Consider the following 18,768-nt stretch of genomic DNA (forward strand, 5'->3'; position numbering starts at 1 on the left):
ATTGCGAATTACTTGCAATAAGGATCGAGGCGTAAATGGCGGAATGATCCCGGTCTGGCGCTGACCGGGGGACCGCAGGAAATCCGATCGGGGGCGACGGGGTTGATGACTTCATTAGCTGGGTGGCGGCAGGCACTCGAATCTGCCGTGATGGCAAGCTGCGACAACATGGGTCGCACCGGGAATGTCCGCACTGTGAACCGCAAGCGCCGATCTCTGGAACATGCGCTGGCCGGCGCCGCGTTCGGCGCGCTGGCGCTCGGCAGCCCGGCTGTTGCGGCCGACATGCCGCTCAAGGCCCCCTATCTTCGGCCAGCGTTCGACTGGAGCGGCTTCTACATCGGCGGGCATACCGGCTACCACCGCGGCTCGTCGATCGCGACGCTTACCGACCCCGCCATCACGACGACCAACAGCGTGGTCAGCGGCCTGATCGGCGGCGTGCAGGCCGGATATAATTATCGCCTCTCCTCAGGGATTTTGTTCGGCGTCGAAGCCGATCTTACCTTCCCAAACTATTTGCCGTCCAACCATGTGGTCTCCAAGTTCGTAACCGCGCGCTCGGATGCCGAGGAGCGATGGGACTATGTCGGCACCGTGCGCGGCCGCGTCGGCTACGCCAGCGGGCCGTGGCTCGCTTACGCCACCGGTGGATTCGCCTGGGCCGGCGAACGCTTCCTCAACATACCGGCCGGCGTCGATGTCGAGGAAAAGCATATCAACGTCCGGCCGGGGTGGGCGGCCGGCGCGGGACTGGAATATGCGTTCGCGCCGCACTGGAGCGTGAGGCTTGAATATCTCTACGCCCAGTTCGGAAAAGCCGATGTCCGCCTTCCGTCGGGAACGCAGTTCAGTTCGACACTCGACTTCCAGTCGCTTCGCCTTGGCCTCAATCGCAAGGTCGATTGGGCTGGATCGAAGAGCTGGACACCGAAGACAGACCTGACCGATACCGAATCCGACCGCTGGGAAATTCATGGCCAGACCACCTATCTGGGTCAGGGCTATCCGGCATTCCGCGCGCCCTATACCGGCACCAACAGCCTGACCCCGGCGCGGCAGTATCAGGCCACCTGGAGCAACAGCCTCTATCTGAACGCCCGGCTCTGGGAAGGCGGCGAGGTCTATTACAATCCCGAACTGCTGCAGGGGTTCGGTTTGAGCGACACCGTCGGCCTTGCCGGATTTTCCAGCGGCGAGGCGCAGAAGTCGAACTTCCCCTACCCGCACTACAACACCTCGCGGCTATACGTGCGCCAGACCTTCGGGTTTGGCGGCGAGCAGGAAGAACTCGCCAGCGGGCAGCAACAGCTTGCCGGCAAGGTCGACGTCAACAGGCTGACGCTGCAGGCGGGCAAGTTCTCGGTCGGCGATGTCTTTGACGGCAACGCCTATGCCAAGGATACCCGCCGGGATTTCATGAACTGGTCGATCTGGGCCCCCGGCGCGTTCGACTATGCCGCCGACAAGCTCGGGCTCACCTACGGCATGACCGCCGAGCTCAACCAGAAGAATTGGGCATTGCGCGGCGGCTATTTCCTGATGGGCGCGGTATCCAACTCCAACAATTTCGATACGCAGGTATTCCGCCGCGGCCAGTATGTGGCCGAACTGGAGACGCGGTACACGCTGTTCTCCCGTCCGGGCAAGCTGCGCACCATCGGCTGGTTGAGCAGCGCCAATTCCGGCAGCTATCGCGACACGCTGAACGATCCGGCGCTCAATCTCGATATTTCGCTGACGCGCACGGGCCGCCCCAAATACGGCTACGTCGTCAACGTCGAGCAGTCCGTCACGGATGACATCGGCCTGTTCGGCCGCTGGAGCTGGAACGACGGCAAGACCGAAATCATGTCGTTCACCGACATCGATGCGTCCTTGTCGCTCGGCACCTCGATCAAGGGCACAAAATGGGGTCGCCCGGACGACGTGATCGGACTGGCCGGCGCGGTCAACGCACTGTCGCGCGATCATCGTGACTTCCTTGCCGCCGGCGGGCTCGGCCCGCTGATCGGCGACGGGCAGCTCAATTACCGCAAGGAACGCATCCTAGAAACCTACTACGCCTATGCGCTCAACAAGCAGATCACACTGACGGCGGACTACCAGTTCGTCACCAATCCCGCGTACAATGCCGACCGCGGCCCGGTCCATGTGTTCTCCGGGAGGCTGCACGGAGAGTTCTAGTGCCCCCTGAGGCACCCCATGCTGTATTTTGTGATCAAATGTGCGTTGTCCGGCATCATCATCGCGGCGGTGTCGGAAATCGCCAAGCGCAGCCCGGCGTTCGGCGCGCTCGTCGTGTCGCTGCCGCTGCTTTCGCTGTTGAGCTTCCTCTGGCTCTGGCGTGACACCGGCGATGCGGAGCGCATTGCCGGTGTCGCGGAAACGACGTTCTGGTACGTGCTGCCGTCGCTGCCGCTGTTCCTGATATTGCCGGCGATGCTGAGGGCGGGCGCAGGCTTCTGGCCCAGCCTAGCGGCGAGCTGCGCGGTAACGGTGATCCTCTACTTCATCACCGCCTGGGTGCTCGCCAGGTTCGGCATCCATCTCTGAAACGGTAGGCTTTCCCGGCCCCGCACTTTTCGCTTCCGCACCGACCAGACGGTAGAGCGCCGGCAGCACGAACAGGGTCAGGAACGTCGCCGTAATCAGCCCGCCGATCACGACGGTTGCCAGCGGCTTCTGAACCTCCGCGCCGGTGCCGGTGGCCAGCGCCATCGGGATGAAACCGACGGAGGCCACCAGGGCCGTCATGGCAACCGGTCTCAACCTCGTGACCGCGCCCTCGATGATCGCCTCCCGCGCAGGCTGGCCGCGCTCGATGAGCTGCTTGATGAAGGTCAGCATCACCAGCCCGTTGAGCACGGCAACGCCGGACAATGCGATGAAGCCCACCGCGGCCGAGACCGAGAACGGCATGCCGCGCAGCCAGACCGCCACGATGCCTCCCGACAGCGCGAGCGGCACCGCGCTGAAAACCAGCAGCGCGTCGCGCCCGGAGCCCAGCGCTGCGAACAGGATCAGGAAGATCATCGCAAAGCAGGCGGGCACTACGATAGCCAGGCGCTGCCGCGCCGAGGTGAGGTTCTCGAACTGCCCTCCCCAGGCGATCCAGTATCCGGGCGGAAGCTTTACGCCTTGCGAAATCTTCTCCTGGGCTTCGCGCACCACCGAGCCGATGTCCCGGCCGCGCACGTTCGCCGTCACCACGACGCGGCGCTTTCCGTTTTCGCGGCTGACCTGGTTGGGCCCCTCCGTGAACGTCAGCGAGGCCACGTCGCGCAGGGGAATCGTCATGCGCGACGGCGCCCCGCCCTCGCCCGGCAGCGGCACCGGAAGGCCGAGGATCACGTCGGCATTGGCGCGCAGCGCATCCGGTAGCCGGACCACGATCTGGAAACGGCGGTCGCCCTCGAATACCAGCCCGGCCTCCCGCCCGCCGATCGCGGTACCGATCACGTCCTGAACGGCGGCAATGCTCAGGCCCCGCCGCGATATCTCCTTCTTGTCGATGCCGATTTCGATGAACGGCAGCCCCGTCACCTGCTCCACCCTGACGTCCTGGGCGCCGCCGATGCCCCGCAACACGCCGGCCACCTCGTTCGCGGATTTCAGCATCGGCTCGAACTCGTCGCCGAATATCTTGACCGCGATATCCTCGCGAACACCGGCGATCAGCTCGTTGAAGCGCATCTGGATCGGCTGGGAGAAGCTGAAACTGGTGCCCGCCAGCTTCTGCAGTTCGGATTCCAAACGTTCGATCAGCTCCGCCTTTGTCATCGACGGATCGGGCCATTCCGCCTGCGGCTTCAGGATGACGTAAGCGTCCGCCGCGTTCGGCGGCATCGGATCGGCGGCGATGTCGGGCGTGCCGACGCGAGAGAACACGAATGCCACTTCGCGAAACTTCGAAACGGACCGTTCGAGATCGAGTTGCATGGCCTGCGATTGGGCCAGCGAGGCGCTGGGAATCCGCCGCGCCTCGACCACGATGTTCTTTTCGTCGAGCGTCGGGTTGAACTCCTGCCCGAGCGACAGAAACACCATGACGCTCAGCGCAAAGACCGCCGCGCCGGTAGCCAGCACGAGGCCCGGCACCTTCAACGACCGCGTGAGCGCCGACCGGTAAAGATCGGCAAGCCCGCGCACCAGCCTGTTCGGCTTTTCCTGCACACGTCCGGTGACGGCGATCGCTATCATTGCCGGAACGAATGTCAGCGAGAGCACGAACGCCGAGAGCAAGGCGATGATGACGGTCAGCGCCATCGGCTCGAACATCTTGCCTTCGACGCCGGAAAACGTCAGCAGCGGGACGTAGACCAGCATGATCACCGCCTGCCCGTAGACGGACGGCGCAACCATCTCCTTGGCGGCGAGCCGCACGGTCTCCAGCCGCTCCGGAACATCGAGCTGGCGGCCGAGCTGGTGCTGCCGGTTGGCCAGGTGCCGGAGACAATTTTCGGTGATGATGACGGCGCCGTCGACGATCAGGCCGAAATCGATCGCGCCGAGACTCATCAGGTTCGCGCTGACCCTGGCCTGCAGCATGCCGGTGACCGTCAACAGCATCGCGGCCGGAATCACCAGCGCCGTGATCAATGCCGCGCGAAAGTTGCCGAGCAGCGCGAACAGAATGACGACGACGAGGAGCGCGCCCTCCGACAGGTTCTGGGCCACCGTGTAGATGGTGGCGTCGACCAGTTGCGTCCGGTTCAGCACCGTCTTTGCGACGATCCCGGGCGGCAGCGCCTTGCTGATCTGTTCGATCTTGGCAGCCGCGGCGGCGGACACCGTCCGGCTGTTGCCGCCGACCAGCATCAGCGCAGTACCGAGCACGACCTCGTGCCCGTCGAGGCTGGCACTGCCGGTCCGCAGTTCGCGCCCGATCGACACCTCGGCCAGATCCTTCACCCGCAGCGGCGTGTCGCCGCGGGTGGCGACGACGATCTCGCCGATCTCGGAGATATCTTCGATGCGCCCGGCGGCCCGCACGACATAGTTCTCGCCGTTGCGCTCGACATAATTCGCGCCGCGGCTGGCATTGTTGGCCTCCACCGCCTTGACGATGTCGGCGAACGAGATGCCGTAGGCGACCGACTTGGCCGGATCCGGCGCAATCTGATACTGCTTGACATAGCCGCCGATGGCGTCGGCCCCGGCGATGCCCGGCACCGTCCGCATCTGCGGGCGGATGATCCAGTCCTGCACCGTGCGCAAATAGACCGCGCGCTCGAAATCGTCGCGCAGATGCCGGCCTTCCGGCGTGAGATAGCTGCCGTCGCTCTGCCAACCCGGCTTGCCATCGGCGACCGGCGTATCCTTTGGCGGCTTCTGGTATTCGACCGCCCACCAGTATACTTCGCCCAGTCCCGTCGAGATCGGACCGAGCCTGACCTCGGCCTCGGGCGGAAGCGATCGCCGGATCTCCTGCAGACGCTCATTCACCTGCTGCCGCGCGAAGTAAATGCTGGTCTTGTCGCTGAATACCGCCGTCACCTGGGCAAAGCCGTTGCGGGAGAACGAGCGCGTGTATTCGAGGGTCGGCGTGCCGGCCAGGATATTTTCGATCTGGAACGTGATCTGCTTTTCCATCTCGACCGGCGTCAGCGCCGGTGCGATGGCATTGATCTGCACCTGGTTGTTGGTCACGTCAGGCACGGCGTCGATCGGCAGCTTGTTGAGCGACCAGACGCCAAGGGCGCAGGCGACGCCGGTCAAGAGCACGACGAACCAGCGGTTGCGGACCGAAAGGTCGAGGATTTTCTCGATCATCACTCGTCCGCCTTTGCTTTTCCGAGATCGGACTTCAGGACAAACGTGTTGAGGACGGCGACGATCTCACCCGGCTTGAGGCCGCCCAGCACCTCGACAGCATCCTCGGTCATGGCGCCCGCCTGCACCGCACGGGCTTCAAACCCCTCCGGCACCTGCACGAATGCCGTCAGCTTTCCATCAACGGTCTGGATCGAACTTCTCGGCAGCAGCAGCGGAACGGAGCGCCGGTCGACCGGAATGCTTGCACCGACGAAAGATCCCGGACGCCAGCGTCCGTCCGTGTTGTCGAGCGAGACGATGACCCGCGTCGTCCTCGTCTCCTTGCTCACCATCGGGCTGATGAAGATGGTCTTGCCGACCGCCTTTGCGCGCGCCGAGTCCTCGATCGCGATGGCATCGCCCTCCTTCAGCAGCGCAAGGTCCGGCGCCGAGGCGACGAGTTCAACCCAGACCGACGACAGATCGGCGACGACATAAATCTCCTTCTCCTGCTGGTCGCCGCCGACCGGCGCGCCGAGATCGACCCGCCGCTCGATCACCCGGCCGGCGATCGGCGAGCGCAGCGCATAGCGTCGCAGGTTCGCGACCGGTTGTTTCGGAAGCTCTGCGATCTCCGCCTCGTCGACATCCAGCGCCGAGAGTTTCTGACGCGCCAGATCGTGCCGCAGCTTCGACAGGGAGAATGCGTTCTCGGCGCGGAGGAATTGCTGCTCGGCGGATATCTTCTTCTCAAACAGCGACCGCTCGCGCTCGAACAGAGTCGTTTGCAGCTCGAGATTGGCCCCTGCCGTCAGGAATTCGCTCTTGGCGTCGGCGACTTCGCGGCTTTCCAGGAAGGCAACCACCTCGCCCTTTTGCACCACATCGCCGAGGCGTTTGCGCAACTCGACCACGGTGCCGGTCACCTTCGCCGGCACATGACCGATCCGATCGGAGTCCATGGTGACGTTGCCCGGGACGCGCACGGTTCGCGAGAGCGTGCCCGGCCCGACCGGCGCCACCTCGATGCGCAAGGCGGCGATCTGTTCGGTTGACAGTTTGATGAGGCCTTCGCGGCCAGGCTGGCTTTCAGGCGCAGCCGAGACCGGCTGCATGCACGCCAAGCCGAGCGCCAAGCCAAACCCCAAGCCGAGGGCTGACAACTTCCTTGATATCGACATCTAGATCGTTCCTGCAAGAAAAGCTCGCACTGCGCGAGTCGTGGCGGATATGCCGACGACCGACGCGGCGCATGGACACCGTTCGAATCCATTCGCTGGGCGCAGACGCGCCAGCCGCTTCAGATGCAGGTGGTTCTTGGGGGACGTTCGGGGGTCGGCTGCGTCAGCCCGTCGACGGACCGGAATGCTGGAAGAGGAACACTCTTCCCTCGCAGTTCAAGGATTGTGACCGGGGCGTCCACGGCGAGCAGTCCGATTGATCCGATATCGATCGTGTGAAGATGCGGAATGACCTGGTTCTCGTCGTGATCGGGCAGGCCGCAGGAACGGTCGTTACCCAGGCAGATAATCGTCGCAACAAGCGGCGAGGCTTGCGCGACTTCGACCTCATGATGAGCGCTCTCGCTCGCGGACACGGCCGCGCTCGCGCCAAACGACAGGGTCAGCGCGATACAGACTAGAGCCAGCCAGCGTGACCGAAACCCGGCCAGCCCCGGCCTCCTGCGAGGGGCGTTCATCACCATACATATAGATAGTCGGACGAAATCCCACAACGCCGAACTATCGCAGATGCGACAATCCGGAACTGAGGCCCCCAAAATTGCCGCAATCCGGAAACCTTGCCGGAAGCCATCCTGGCACGATTCAACAGAGCGTGGGGAAACCGCCGGGCTATTCATCCCACCGGCTGGAACGAATCCGTGCGCGCCATCGCCCAGGCGTCGCGGAAGCGCGGATCCTGGGTGCCTTCGATCAACTCGCCCGGACGCAGTTGCGGATAGAGCTTCGCGAAGGGCATTACCTCGGTGCTCGACGTTCGCTTCGAGAAGTGGATCGGCCGCAGCTGCTGCGGGTGGTCGAGGCCGGCGGCGGCGAGAAGCTCGGACAGCGCGTGCAGGGTGGCATGATGGTACATGAAGACCCGCTCGGTCTTGAGCGGCACCACCAGCGCCCGGGCGCGGGAAGGATCCTGCGTGGTCACGCCGGTCGGACAGCGGTCGGTGTGGCAGCTCAAGGACTGGATGCAGCCGAGAGCGAACATGAAGCCGCGCGCGGAATTGCACCAGTCGGCGCCGATTGCCATGGCGCGCGCCATGTCGAAGGCGGTCGCGATCTTGCCGGCGGCGCCGATCTTGATGCGGTCGCGCGCATTGATGCCGATCAGCGCGTTGTGGACGAAACTGACGCCCTCGCGCATCGGCATGCCCAGATGATCCATGAACTCCAGCGGAGCCGCGCCGGTGCCGCCCTCATTGCCGTCGACGACGATGAAATCCGGATAGATGCCGGTCTCCAGCATCGCCTTGCAGATCGCCAGGAATTCCCAGGGGTGGCCGATACACATCTTGAACCCGGCCGGCTTGCCGCCCGACAGCCTGCGCATCTCGCCGATAAACGCCATCATCTGCAGCGGCGTCGAAAACGCGCGGTGGGTGGCCGGCGAAATGCAATCCTCGCCCATCGCGACGCCCCGGATTTTGGAGATCTCCTTCGACACCTTGGCTGCCGGCAGCACGCCGCCATGTCCGGGTTTGGCGCCCTGGCTGATCTTGAGTTCGACCATCTTGATCTGGTCGTCGGCCGCGACGCGGGCGAATTCTTCCGGGTTGAACGAGCCATCACGGTTGCGGCAGCCGAAATAGCCGGAGCCGATCTCCCAAATGATGTCGCCGCCGTTTTCGCGATGATAGGGACTGACACCGCCCTCGCCGGTATCATGCGCGAAGCCGCCCTTCCTGGCACCGGTATTCAGCGCACGCACGGCGTTGGGGCTGAGCGCGCCAAAACTCATCGCCGAGATGTTGAAGACCGATGCCGAATACGGCTTGGTGCAATCCGGGCCGCCGATGGTGACGCGGAATTCCGCGCCGCTACGAGCCTTCGGCGCCACCGAATGATGCATCCATTCGTAACCCTCGCGATAGACGTCTTCCTGGGTGCCGAACGGCCGCTTGTCGAGCTGCATCTTGGCGCGCTGATAGACCAGAGCGCGGGTGTCGCGGGAGAACGGCATGCCGTCCTTCTCGCTCTCGAAGAAGTATTGCCGCATCTCCGGCCTGATCTCTTCGAGCAGGAAACGGATATGCGCGGAGATCGGATAGTTGCGCAGAACGGCATGATTCTTCTGCAGCAGATCGCGAACGCCGAGCAGCGTGAGCGCGCCGAAAATCATGATCGGGATCAGCAGGATTTCCCACGCCTTCGGGTTGTGGTCGAAAATCCCGATGCCGACCAGCAACGCGGTTACGACGGCGCAGATCGTCAGCACAATGAAGCGTGGCGAGAACGGCAGCAGCAGCGTGTCCATAGAACCCTCAGCCAAATTATCCTTGCCGGCCGGCAGCTTAGTCCAACCGATGCGGCAAGCCCATACGGTATACGGGCCGACGATCGCGGAAGTGACAACGGGCGGCAAAAATATTTGCGGGTTCGGTCGATCGCTTTTGCAGTGCAGCGTAATGGCGCGGCGTGGGCCGGTCAGTGGCTGTGCAGCCGCATCTCGTGCGGAATCTTGCCCTGCCGCAGCCCATGCTGGGCCAGCCACGCGTCGGTGGAGAGAATGGCGCGGTCGCTATGATCGGCGGTTCGGGAGAAATCGTAGGGTGAGCCCACCAGCCGACATAGCGGCGGCACCACGAAATACTCGCGGCGCGTTGGCAACCGCCCCGGCGGCGCCTGCAAATACAAAGGCGGTCTTTGCCGGACTGATCTCATCGCGTACCGACACGCACCCACTCCCTCATCGTCGCATCGGCAACAGGCCGCGCGACGTACGGGAGTGTTTATAGCAGTGGAGGGATGGGGCGGGCTACTCAAGCAGTCGTCATTCCGGGATGGTCCGCAGGACCAGACCCGGAATCTCGAGATTCTCCGATGCGCAATTGCGCATCGTAGTTCGATGCTTCGCATCGCCCCGGAATGACGGCGAACTTGTCAGCGCTCGACGAACGCCTTTTCGATCACGAAATGGCCGGGCGTGTTGTGGCTGCCTTCGAGGAAGCCGCCGGACTCGAACATCTGCTTCAGTTCGTCCAGCATCGCCGGGCTGCCGCACATCATGATGCGATCGGTCTCGATATCGAGCGGCGGCTGATGGATGTCGTTGAACAACTGCTCGGACGAGATCAGATCAGTGATGCGGCCGCGGTTGCGGAACGGCTCGCGGGTCACCGTAGGGTAATACAGCAACTTCTCCGACAGCAGCGGTCCGAACAGTTCGTCGTCGCGCAGCTTGGCGACCAGCTCCTCGCCATAGGCGAGTTCGGAAACCTGACGGCAGCCGTGAACGAGCACGATGGTCTCGAACCGCTCATAGACGTCGGGGTCCTTGATCAGGCTCGCGAACGGCGCGAGGCCGGTGCCGGTCGACAGCAGCAAGAGGCGCTTGCCCGGAATCAGATTGTCGGTGATCAGCGTGCCGGTCGCCTTGCGGCCGACCAGGATCTCGTCACCCTCGCGAATCTTCTGCAGCTTCGAGGTCAGCGGCCCGTCCGCGACCTTGATGGAGAAGAATTCGAGTTCTTCCTCGTGATTGGCGCTCGCCATGCTGTAGGCGCGCAACAGCGGCCGGCCCTCGACCTCGAGGCCGATCATCGCAAACTGGCCGTTCTGGAAGCGGAAACCGGAATCGCGGGTGGCTCGGAAGCTGAAAAGCGTATCGGTCCAGTGGCGGACAGAAAGAACCTTCTCTCTATAGAATGCGCTCATGGGTTTTCGTTTTTCCTGACGTCTCGATGTAGAACGTTTCGGTTTTCGGGCCTCGAAGTGCCAAAAATCAGCGAAATCATTGGCGATTTGGCGCTTCATTTGCGCACGGGACACACATAGTCAATATGACTTGCAGCACAATTGAGAACTCGGAATGGCTGTCGGTCTATTTTGCAAAAAGGTTCGATTGGCTTCGTTAACGCTTTCTCGCGCAATTAACTTGCTGAATTCGGCGCCGATCTGGCAATAAATGACCACGTCAAATTAAGAACGTTTCAAAAGAGATCGCATGCGAAGCCCAACTGAGTTTCGAAAGGGAAAACCGGGCTTCTATCCGGACCAATCGGTCTATGCCGAATTCGCCTGCGCTGAATTTGGGCTCCATTTTCGCGATCTCGACGGCGGGTCGGGACTGCTGTTCAGCGTCGCCTCGCGCACCAAGCTGCTGCATTTCGGCGCCGGCCGATGCTCCTGGTATCCGCAGAACAGCGCGACCGCCTCGACGCTTGCATCCGACAAGCACTTTGCAAGCAGGATCCTGCGAGAAGCCGGCGTGCCCGCGCTCGGCGGTGAATATTTCTTCCTGCACGAGCGCCACCGCGCGCATCGCCCCGCGGGGCACGAGCGCAGCGACGCGAGCGACTGTTTCAGGAGATTGGGCGGAGCGGCCTTCGTCAAGCCGCTCACGGGATCGCGCGGCGATTTCGCGCAGCCCGTCCACGGCGAAGCTGCGCTGGTTCGGTATCTCGATGACGTCGTGAAGTATTATGATGCGATCCTGATCCAACCGATCGTCGAAGGGACAGAGTATCGCGTTTTTCTGCTCGACGATGATGTGCTCTATTGCGCGCGAAAATATCCGCCGTCCGTCACAGGCGACGGCGTACACACCGTTCGTGAACTGCTCGCCGTCCATAACGACGCCCTGCGCGCCCGCGGCTTGTCGCCTGCTTCGCTGCCGGATCGCGATCCGTCCCTGGATGCCGTACCGGCAAAGGGCGAACGTCGCGAGATCCCGGGGCGCATGAATCTGAGCGCGGGGGGCACGATGATGCTCGCGGATGCACCATCCGAAAAGGCCATCATCCTGGCGCGGCAAGCCGCCCGTGCGATCGGGCTTCGCGTCGCGGCCATCGACATGTTCGTCGATATCGGCGGCAAGCCGGATGCAAACGAGATCATCGAGGTCAACTCCAACCCGGCGATCCGGCTGCTGGAGGATTCCGATCGCGGCGACCTGATCCTGAAGATCTGGCATCACACCTTCGCCGCCATGGGGCTGCTGTAGTGTTCGACCTGCCGAAATACGGCGATGGCATCTGCCTCGCGCGCATGGCCGGGTTGCTGGAAGCGCTTGGCGTCGATCGCGCGCGGCTGCAGCGCATCTCGGTGGTGGTGACCGGCTCGAACGGCAAGGGCAGCACGGCGGCGATGTGCGCTCAAATAGGCCGCGCCTATGGTCTGCGAACCGGCCTGTTCACTTCCCCGCACCTCTTTCGTTTTAACGAACGGATTCAGGTCGACGGCGAAGAAATCGCCGATGCCGCGTTCGCCCACCTCAGGCGCCAGGTCGAGGCAGCCATTGCGGATGTCTCGAAGCGTCTCGGCGAAAAATTCGGCGCTTTCGAAGCGCTGTTCGCGCTCGCCTGTCTCCACTTCCAGGACAGCGGATGCGACTTCGCCGTGTTCGAGGCCGGCATCGGCGGACGCTACGATCCGGTCCGCCTCGTCGGCGCGCACCAGACTGGCGTCACTTCGGTCGATTACGAGCACGTCGAACTGCTCGGAAACTCGCTTGAACTGATCGTATCAGACAAGAGCGACGCCTGCGCTGCCGGCGGCACGATCGTCTATGGCGAGAACTGCCGAGGCCTGCGGCCGCATCTGGTCGAATACAATCGCGCGCGCGGCTGCACGCCGCTGTTCGTCCGCGATGATATCCTCATCGACAACGAGGTGACAGCGGCGTCCGCCCAGCATTTCGATTTCCAGTTCGGATATCACGATTTTCGCCGCCTCGAAGTGAGCCTGCCCGGCGCGTTCCAGTTCAACAATGCAGCCATCGCCGTCACGCTTTTTCTGATGTGGCTGCAACGCGAGCAACCCCGCAGGGCTCCTGACCGGATCGAGACCGCGATACGCACCGGACTGCGCGCGGCGCGCTGGCCCGGCCGTCTCGAAGTCATCCAGCAGGACCCGCTCACCGTGATCGACGTCGGCCATACCCCCGATGGCATCCGGCAATCGCTCGCAAGCCTCACCGCGATTCATGGCACCGGCGGCTGGATCCTCGTCACCGGTGCCTCGCGCGACAAGAAGTCGGACGAAATCGTCGGCGCGCTGGCGCCTTCCTTCGACACGATCATCTGCACGGCAGCCCACCACAAGGGCGCAGACGTGCAAGGCATCGCGGCGGCCGCACAGCACGCCAATCCCAAGGCGGCTGTTCATGCAGCCGCGTCGATCGGGGAGGCCGTGCGGCTTTCGCAGGAGATGGCGAGCGCACAACAGCGAAGAATTTATGTAGCGGGCGGACTGTTCCTCGCGATCGAATATGCCACCATCGCGAAAGGTGGCCGCGCCGAGGATTTGGAGTTTTTCTGAACGTGGCGCACAATCCGCGCAGTTAAACGGCTCCTCAGCGGTGCATGCATCCGGGGGGCTCAAAATACGACACCCCGAGGGAAGGGAAACATCATGAGCGACACCGTCAATCGTCAGATCCTGCTGGTCGAGAAGCCCATCGGCAAGCTTGGGCCTGAGCATTTCAAGATGGTCAACGGCAAGGTGCCCGAGCCGAAGGACGGCGAGGTGCTCGTGAAGGCGCGCTATATCTCGCTCGACGCCGCCAACCGGGCCTGGATGCACGGCGCCACCTATCGCGCAGCCGTCGAAGCCAACACGGTGATGGCCGGCGGCAGCATCGCTGAAGTCGTCGCCTCGAAGGCCCCAGGCCTCGCGCCGGGCGATATCGTATTCGGCGACACCGGCTGGCAGGATTATGCCGCGGTGCCCGCCAAGCATCTCACCAAGATGCCGAAGATGGAACCGATGACGCATCTGCTCAGCGTCTACGGCATCGCCGGCCTCACCGCCTATTTCGGTCTCCTGCATGTCGGCAAGCCCAGGGAAGGCGAGACTGTCGTCGTGTCGGCGGCCGCCGGTTCGGTCGGATCGATCGTCGGACAGATCGCGAAGATCAAGGGTTGCCACGTCGTCGGCATCGCCGGCGGCAAGGACAAGTGCCACTGGCTCACTTCCGAACTCGGCTTCGACGCCGCGGTCGATTACAAGGACGGCGCCACCTTCAAGGCGCTACGCGCCGCGGCGCCGAAGGGCATCGACGTCTATTTCGACAATGTCGGCGGCGACATTCTCGAAGCCTGCCTTGCGCTGATGAACAACCGCGGCCGCATCGCCTGCTGCGGCGCGATCTCGCAATATGACGGCATGCCGTCGGCCCATGGCCCGCGCGGCGTGCCCGGCCTGATCGTGGTGAAGCGCCTCATCATGCAGGGCTTCATCGTGATGGATTACATGGACCAGAGCGCTGCGGCGCTCGCCGACCTGCAGTCGTGGGTCGCCTCGGGCAAACTGAAGGTGCAGGAAGACGTGATCGACGGAATCGAGAACACGCCGAAAGCCCTGATCGGCCTGCTCGCCGGCGAAAACCGCGGCAAGCGCATGGTGAAGGTGTAGATTGCAATCGGTAGGGTGGGCAAAGGAGCTAAGCGACGTGCCCACCATCTATCCCCGACCGCGCTGTGAGATGGTGGGCACGCTTCGCTTTGCCCACCCTACAGACTCTTAATGGGCTGCGGGCGCTTGCGCAGCCTGCGCCCCGGCCTTCTTCACCTTCCGCTCCTTGAGCCAGTTCTCGAACCGCTGCACCACGACAAAGAACGTCGGCACGAACAGCACGGCCAGACAGGTCGAGGCCAGCATGCCCGAGAACACCGTGATGCCGATCGACTTCCGCGCATTGGCGCCGGCGCCGGTCGCGAGCACCAGCGGCACGACGCCGAGGATGAAGGCGAACGACGTCATCAGGATCGGCCGGAACCGGGCGCGAGCCGCCTCGACTGCGGATTCCAATAGCGGCTTGCGGTCGCGCACGTGCAATTCCAGCGCGACCTCGACGATCAGGATGGCATTCTTGGCCGACAGCGCGATCAACAGGATGATGCCGATCTGGGTGTAGAGGTTGTTCTCGATCCTCAAGCCCGTCAGCACCGCCATCGGGCCGAGCAGCGACAACGGCACCGCGAGAATGACCGAGATCGGCGCGTACCAGCTTTCATATTGTCCGGCCAGCACGAGGTACACCAGCAGCAAGGCAAGGCCGAACGCCCAGTAGATCTGGCCGCCGACGACCTTCTCTTGGTACGACATCGCCGTCCACTCGAAGCCGGTGCCCGGCGGCAGCGTCTTTGCGGCGATCTCTTCCATCAGGTTCATCGACTGGCCGGAACTGTAGCCGGTGGCCGGCAGGCCGATGATGGTGGCCGACGGATAGAGATTATACAGGCTGATCAGCGACGGACCGACGGCGGGAGTAATCTTTGCCACCGCGCCGAGCGGGATCATGTCGCCCTGGCTGTTGCGCACCGTCAGCCTTTCGATGTCGCGCGGCGTCAGGCGGAATTGCGCGTCTCCCTGTGCATAGACCTGGAAGGTGCGGCCGAACTTGTTGAACTGGTTGACGTAGCTCGACCCCATGTAGGACGACAGTGTCGAGAAGATCTGGTCGGTGGTGACATGCATGGTTTGGGCCTTGACCCGGTCGACCTCGACGTCGAACTGCGGCACCATCGAACGGAACGGCGAGTTGATGCGCTGCAGCGCGCTCTGCGTTGACGCGTTGGATACCATCGCGCCGGCAATCGCCTGCAGCTTGCCGAAATCTGAATTGCCGTCCCGAAGCTGGACCTGCATCGCGAAGCCGGCGGCGTTGCCGATGCCCTGGATCGGCGGCGGCGGGATCACCAGGATCCGCGCTTCCTCGATCACGGACAGCTTCTCGTTCAAGCCGACGAACAGCGAGCGCAGATCCTCGCCCTGCCCGCGCGCGCTCCACTCCTTCAGGATCAGATAGGCCACACCGGCATTGGCGAGGCTTGAGGAATTGTCGAGCGCGGAAATGCCGGCAATGGTGATCACCTGCTCGACGCCTGCCGCCTTGCCGGTGATTTCGCTGACCCGCGTGAGCACTTGCTGGGTACGATCCAGCGCAGCGCCGTCGGGCAGTTGCACGGCCACCAGGAGATAGCCCTGGTCCTCGATCGGAATAAAGCCGGTCGGCACCCGCGACAGGCCATAACCGCCGATCGCGATCAGGATCAGCGCGCAGATGACTGATACATTGCTGTGCGCGACCAGCCGGCCGATCAGCCGGCCATACCAGGCTTCGAGGCGGTTATAGGCCGCATTGAAGCCGCGGTAGAAGAAGTTGCGCTGTTCCGGCGGCGCGGGCCGGCGCAGCCACAAGGCGCACTGCGTCGGCTTCAGCGTCGCCGCGTTGATGGCGCTGAGCAGGGCGGTTGCGGCGATCACCAGCGCGAATTGCGAATACATCCGCCCGGTCAATCCCGGCAGGAACGCCGACGGCAAGAACACCGAGATCAGCACCAGCGTGATGCCGATGATCGGCGCAAACAGCGCGTCCATCGCGCTGATCGCGGCGTCATGTCCCGACATCCCCTTCTCGATATTGTGGGCCGCGCCTTCCACCACCACGATGGCGTCATCCACCACGATGCCGATCGCAAGCACGATCGCAAACAGGGTCGAGATATTGACGGTGAAGCCGAGCGCCGCCATCGCCGCGAAGGCGCCGATGATGGTCACCGGCACCGTGGTCGCCGGCACCAGCATCGCGCGCCAGTCCTGCAGGAAGATCAGGATCACGACCAGCACGAGGAGGCCGGCCTCGACCAGCGTCTTGTAGACCTCGTTGATCGATTCCGAGACGAATTTGGTGGTGTCGAACGGCGCGTCGTAGGTCACGTCCTGCGGAAACGCCTTCGCCAGAACCTCCATCTTCTTCTTGACGGCTTGTTCAACTTCGAGCGCATTGGCGCCGGGCGACTGGAACACGCCGATGCCGGTGGCCGGCTTGTTGTTGAGCGAAAATATCTGGCTGTAGGTCTGGGCGCCGAGCTCGACCCAGCCAACGTCGCGCACGCGCGTGACGTCGCCGCTATTGCCGGTCTTGACGATCACGTTCTCGAACTGGCTGGTGTCGTCGAGCCGCCCGCTGACGTTCAGCGTATACTGGAACGCCTGCCCTGCCGGGGCCGGCGGCGCGCCGACCTGGCCCGCGGTCACCTGCTGGCTTTGTTGCTGGATCGCCGAGATGACATCCTGCGGCATCAGGTTGCGTGCCTGCAGCTTGTTCGGATCGAGCCAGACCCGCATCGAATACTGGCCGGCGCCGAACACGGTGACGTTGCCGACACCGGGCAGACGCGACAGTTCGTCGCGGATATTGATGGTGGCGTAGTTCGACAGGAACAGACTGTCATAGGTCGCTTTCGGCGACGTCAGCGTCACGAACAGCAGGATCGCCGTCGACTTCTTCTGCACGGTGACGCCCTGGTTCTGCACCGATTGCGGCAGCTGCGACAGCGCGCTCGACACCCGGTTCTGCACCAGCACCTGCGCGAAGTTGAGGTCGGTTCCGATCTTGAACGTGACCGTCAGCGAATAGGAACCGTCGGCGCCGCTGTAGGACTGCATGTAGAGCATGTCCTCGACGCCGTTGACCTGCTGCTCGATCGGCAGCGCCACCGTGTCGATCACGGTTTTTGCGCTGGCGCCGGGATAGCGGGTGGTGACCTGCACCGTGGGCGGCACCACGTCGGGATACTGGGCAACGGCGAGCCGGAACAGGCAGACGCCGCCGATCAAAATCATCAGGATCGCGATGACGTTGGAAAGAACGGGCCGCTCGATGAAGAATTTTGAAATCATGGCCGGCTCCTACTTGGCCGACGCCGGCTGCGCTTCGACTTTCTTCAGTTGCGGATCGACCTTCTGGCCGGGAATCGCGCGCAACAGTCCGGCGGTAATCACGCGGTCGTCGGCCTTCAAGCCTTCTTCGATGACGCGCAGCTCGCCTTCCAGCGGCCCGACCCGCACCTTGCGCTGCTCGACGATATTTTCGCCGTTCACGACCAGCACGTAGCGCCCGGCCTGATCGCTGCCCAGCGCGACGTCGGGCACGAACAGCGCGTTCTGCACCTGATCCATGGGAACGCGGACCCGAACGAAGAATCCCGGCAGCAGGGCCCGGTCCGAATTGGGCAACACGCCGCGCACCGGAAGCGTACCGGTCGACTGGTTGAGTGTCGCCGCGGCATAGTCGAGCTTGCCCTTGTGCGGAAAGCCGGTTTCGGTCTGCAAGCCCACTTCGACCGGCAACTGCCTGAGATCGTCCGGTGTCATCCCGCGCCGGCGGGCTTCCTCCCGGATCCGCAGCACGTCCTGTTCATTGACGTTGAAATTCACATAGATGGGATCGAGCGCCACGATGGTGGCGAGTTGCGTCGGCGACGAGGCGCCGACGAGTTCGCCGATGGAGACGAGATGCGCGCTGACAACGCCGTCAAACGGCGCGGTCACATTGGTATAACCGTAATTGACCGCCGCGATCTTGGTATTGATCTGGGCCTGCAGCAGGCTCGCCTGCGCATTGTCGCGGGCGGAGGTAGAATTGTCGAGCGTAGCCTGTGAGACGGCCTGCCGCTGCACCAGCTCTTGTTGGCGCTTGAAGTCCGCCTCGGTCTGTCTCACCGATGCCTGTGCGCCGCTCTCCGCAGCCTGCGCCTGATCGAGCTTCAGCTTGTAGGTATCCGGCTCGATCGTGAACAGGGACGTGCCCTCCTTCACAAAGGCGCCGTCCTTGTAGTTGATCGATTGCAGAAAACCCTGCACGCGCGCGACGAGATCGACATTTTTGATCGCCGCGGTATTGCCGGTTGTTTCCAGATAGCGCGTGAAGGACCGTTGCACCGGCGCTGCGACCTCGACCTTCGGCGGCGGCGGCGGGACAAAAGCATTTTGTTCGCAGGCACTTAAGATGCCCATCGCCGCAATTGCGAAACCCGCACGGCAGGCGGCG

General features: G+C 63.3%; 13 protein-coding genes. 5 read left to right on the forward strand and 8 right to left on the reverse strand.

The genetic code is table 11. The features are described 5' to 3' along the window. Positions 1 to 285 precede the first annotated feature (285 nt). The gene (locus tag JQ624_RS00120; protein ID WP_249129265.1) at positions 286 to 2,187 is read left to right on the forward strand and encodes a carbohydrate porin; all 1,902 of its coding nucleotides are present in this window, start codon (positions 286 to 288) and stop codon (positions 2,185 to 2,187) included. An 18-nt stretch (positions 2,188 to 2,205) separates the two neighbouring features. After that, complete coding sequence (locus JQ624_RS00125; RefSeq protein WP_212416812.1) at positions 2,206 to 2,556, forward strand: DUF3147 family protein; 351 nt, start codon at positions 2,206 to 2,208, stop codon at positions 2,554 to 2,556. Here JQ624_RS00125 and JQ624_RS00130 read toward each other — a convergent pair. From JQ624_RS00130 to JQ624_RS00155, 6 genes are all read right to left on the reverse strand, one after another. Continuing rightward, positions 2,476 to 5,775 (reverse strand): efflux RND transporter permease subunit, encoded by a 3,300-nt coding sequence (locus JQ624_RS00130; protein ID WP_212416813.1) that lies wholly within the window; start codon positions 5,773 to 5,775, stop codon positions 2,476 to 2,478. The genes JQ624_RS00125 and JQ624_RS00130 overlap by 81 nt on opposite strands. Beyond that, complete coding sequence (locus JQ624_RS00135; RefSeq protein ID WP_212416814.1) at positions 5,775 to 6,938, reverse strand: efflux RND transporter periplasmic adaptor subunit; 1,164 nt, start codon at positions 6,936 to 6,938, stop codon at positions 5,775 to 5,777. Before JQ624_RS00135 ends, JQ624_RS00130 begins: the two co-directional genes overlap by 1 nt. 119 nt (positions 6,939 to 7,057) lie before the next feature. Beyond that, entirely contained in the window at positions 7,058 to 7,462 is a 405-nt protein-coding gene (locus JQ624_RS00140) for a hypothetical protein (RefSeq protein WP_212416815.1), read from the reverse strand. A 152-nt stretch (positions 7,463 to 7,614) separates the two neighbouring features. After that, a complete protein-coding gene (locus JQ624_RS00145; RefSeq protein WP_212416816.1) occupies positions 7,615 to 9,246 on the reverse strand; it encodes an FMN-binding glutamate synthase family protein in 1,632 nt (543 codons plus the stop codon). 170 nt (positions 9,247 to 9,416) lie between these two features. Beyond that, positions 9,417 to 9,626, reverse strand: coding sequence for a hypothetical protein (locus tag JQ624_RS00150; RefSeq protein ID WP_212416817.1), 210 nt, complete (start codon positions 9,624 to 9,626; stop codon positions 9,417 to 9,419). A 246-nt stretch (positions 9,627 to 9,872) separates the two neighbouring features. Next, the gene (locus tag JQ624_RS00155) at positions 9,873 to 10,646 is read right to left on the reverse strand and encodes a ferredoxin--NADP reductase (RefSeq protein WP_212416818.1); all 774 of its coding nucleotides are present in this window, start codon (positions 10,644 to 10,646) and stop codon (positions 9,873 to 9,875) included. Positions 10,647 to 10,935: 289 nt separating this feature from the next. On the opposite strand from JQ624_RS00155, the gene JQ624_RS00160 reads away from it, so the two are divergent. The 3 genes from JQ624_RS00160 (at position 10,936) to JQ624_RS00170 (ending at position 14,345) form a co-directional block, all read left to right on the forward strand. Further along, complete coding sequence (locus JQ624_RS00160; protein WP_212416819.1) at positions 10,936 to 11,934, forward strand: hypothetical protein; 999 nt, start codon at positions 10,936 to 10,938, stop codon at positions 11,932 to 11,934. Beyond that, positions 11,934 to 13,250 (forward strand): glutamate ligase domain-containing protein, encoded by a 1,317-nt coding sequence (locus JQ624_RS00165; RefSeq protein ID WP_212416820.1) that lies wholly within the window; start codon positions 11,934 to 11,936, stop codon positions 13,248 to 13,250. Before JQ624_RS00160 ends, JQ624_RS00165 begins: the two co-directional genes overlap by 1 nt. Positions 13,251 to 13,343: 93 nt before the next feature. After that, a complete protein-coding gene (locus tag JQ624_RS00170; protein WP_212416821.1) occupies positions 13,344 to 14,345 on the forward strand; it encodes an NADP-dependent oxidoreductase in 1,002 nt (333 codons plus the stop codon). A 108-nt stretch (positions 14,346 to 14,453) separates the two neighbouring features. On the opposite strand, the gene JQ624_RS00175 is transcribed toward JQ624_RS00170, so the two are convergent. After that, positions 14,454 to 17,618, reverse strand: coding sequence for an efflux RND transporter permease subunit (locus JQ624_RS00175; protein ID WP_212416822.1), 3,165 nt, complete (start codon positions 17,616 to 17,618; stop codon positions 14,454 to 14,456). 9 nt (positions 17,619 to 17,627) lie between these two features. Continuing rightward, positions 17,628 to 18,734 carry an efflux RND transporter periplasmic adaptor subunit gene (locus tag JQ624_RS00180; protein ID WP_249129204.1) on the reverse strand — a complete coding sequence of 369 codons (1,107 nt, stop codon included), beginning with the start codon at positions 18,732 to 18,734 and terminating at the stop codon, positions 17,628 to 17,630. Positions 18,735 to 18,768 lie beyond the last annotated feature (34 nt).

The sequence above is a fragment of the Bradyrhizobium sp. AUGA SZCCT0283 genome (assembly GCF_018130385.1).
Taxonomy (GTDB): domain Bacteria; phylum Pseudomonadota; class Alphaproteobacteria; order Rhizobiales; family Xanthobacteraceae; genus Bradyrhizobium.

Bases quoted from the DNA above. Each gene is read 5' to 3' on its own strand.
- JQ624_RS00120 (WP_249129265.1), top strand. From the start codon at position 286: ATGCCGCTCAAGGCCCCCTATCTTCGGCCAGCGTTCGACTGGAGCGGC.
- JQ624_RS00125 (WP_212416812.1), top strand. From the start codon at position 2,206: ATGCTGTATTTTGTGATCAAATGTGCGTTGTCCGGCATCATCATCGCG.
- JQ624_RS00130 (WP_212416813.1), bottom strand. From the start codon at position 5,775: ATGATCGAGAAAATCCTCGACCTTTCGGTCCGCAACCGCTGGTTCGTC.
- JQ624_RS00135 (WP_212416814.1), bottom strand. From the start codon at position 6,938: ATGTCGATATCAAGGAAGTTGTCAGCCCTCGGCTTGGGGTTTGGCTTG.
- JQ624_RS00140 (WP_212416815.1), bottom strand. From the start codon at position 7,462: ATGGTGATGAACGCCCCTCGCAGGAGGCCGGGGCTGGCCGGGTTTCGG.
- JQ624_RS00145 (WP_212416816.1), bottom strand. From the start codon at position 9,246: ATGGACACGCTGCTGCTGCCGTTCTCGCCACGCTTCATTGTGCTGACG.
- JQ624_RS00155 (WP_212416818.1), bottom strand. From the start codon at position 10,646: ATGAGCGCATTCTATAGAGAGAAGGTTCTTTCTGTCCGCCACTGGACC.
- JQ624_RS00160 (WP_212416819.1), top strand. From the start codon at position 10,936: ATGCGAAGCCCAACTGAGTTTCGAAAGGGAAAACCGGGCTTCTATCCG.
- JQ624_RS00170 (WP_212416821.1), top strand. From the start codon at position 13,344: ATGAGCGACACCGTCAATCGTCAGATCCTGCTGGTCGAGAAGCCCATC.
- JQ624_RS00175 (WP_212416822.1), bottom strand. From the start codon at position 17,618: ATGATTTCAAAATTCTTCATCGAGCGGCCCGTTCTTTCCAACGTCATC.
- JQ624_RS00180 (WP_249129204.1), bottom strand. From the start codon at position 18,734: ATGGGCATCTTAAGTGCCTGCGAACAAAATGCTTTTGTCCCGCCGCCG.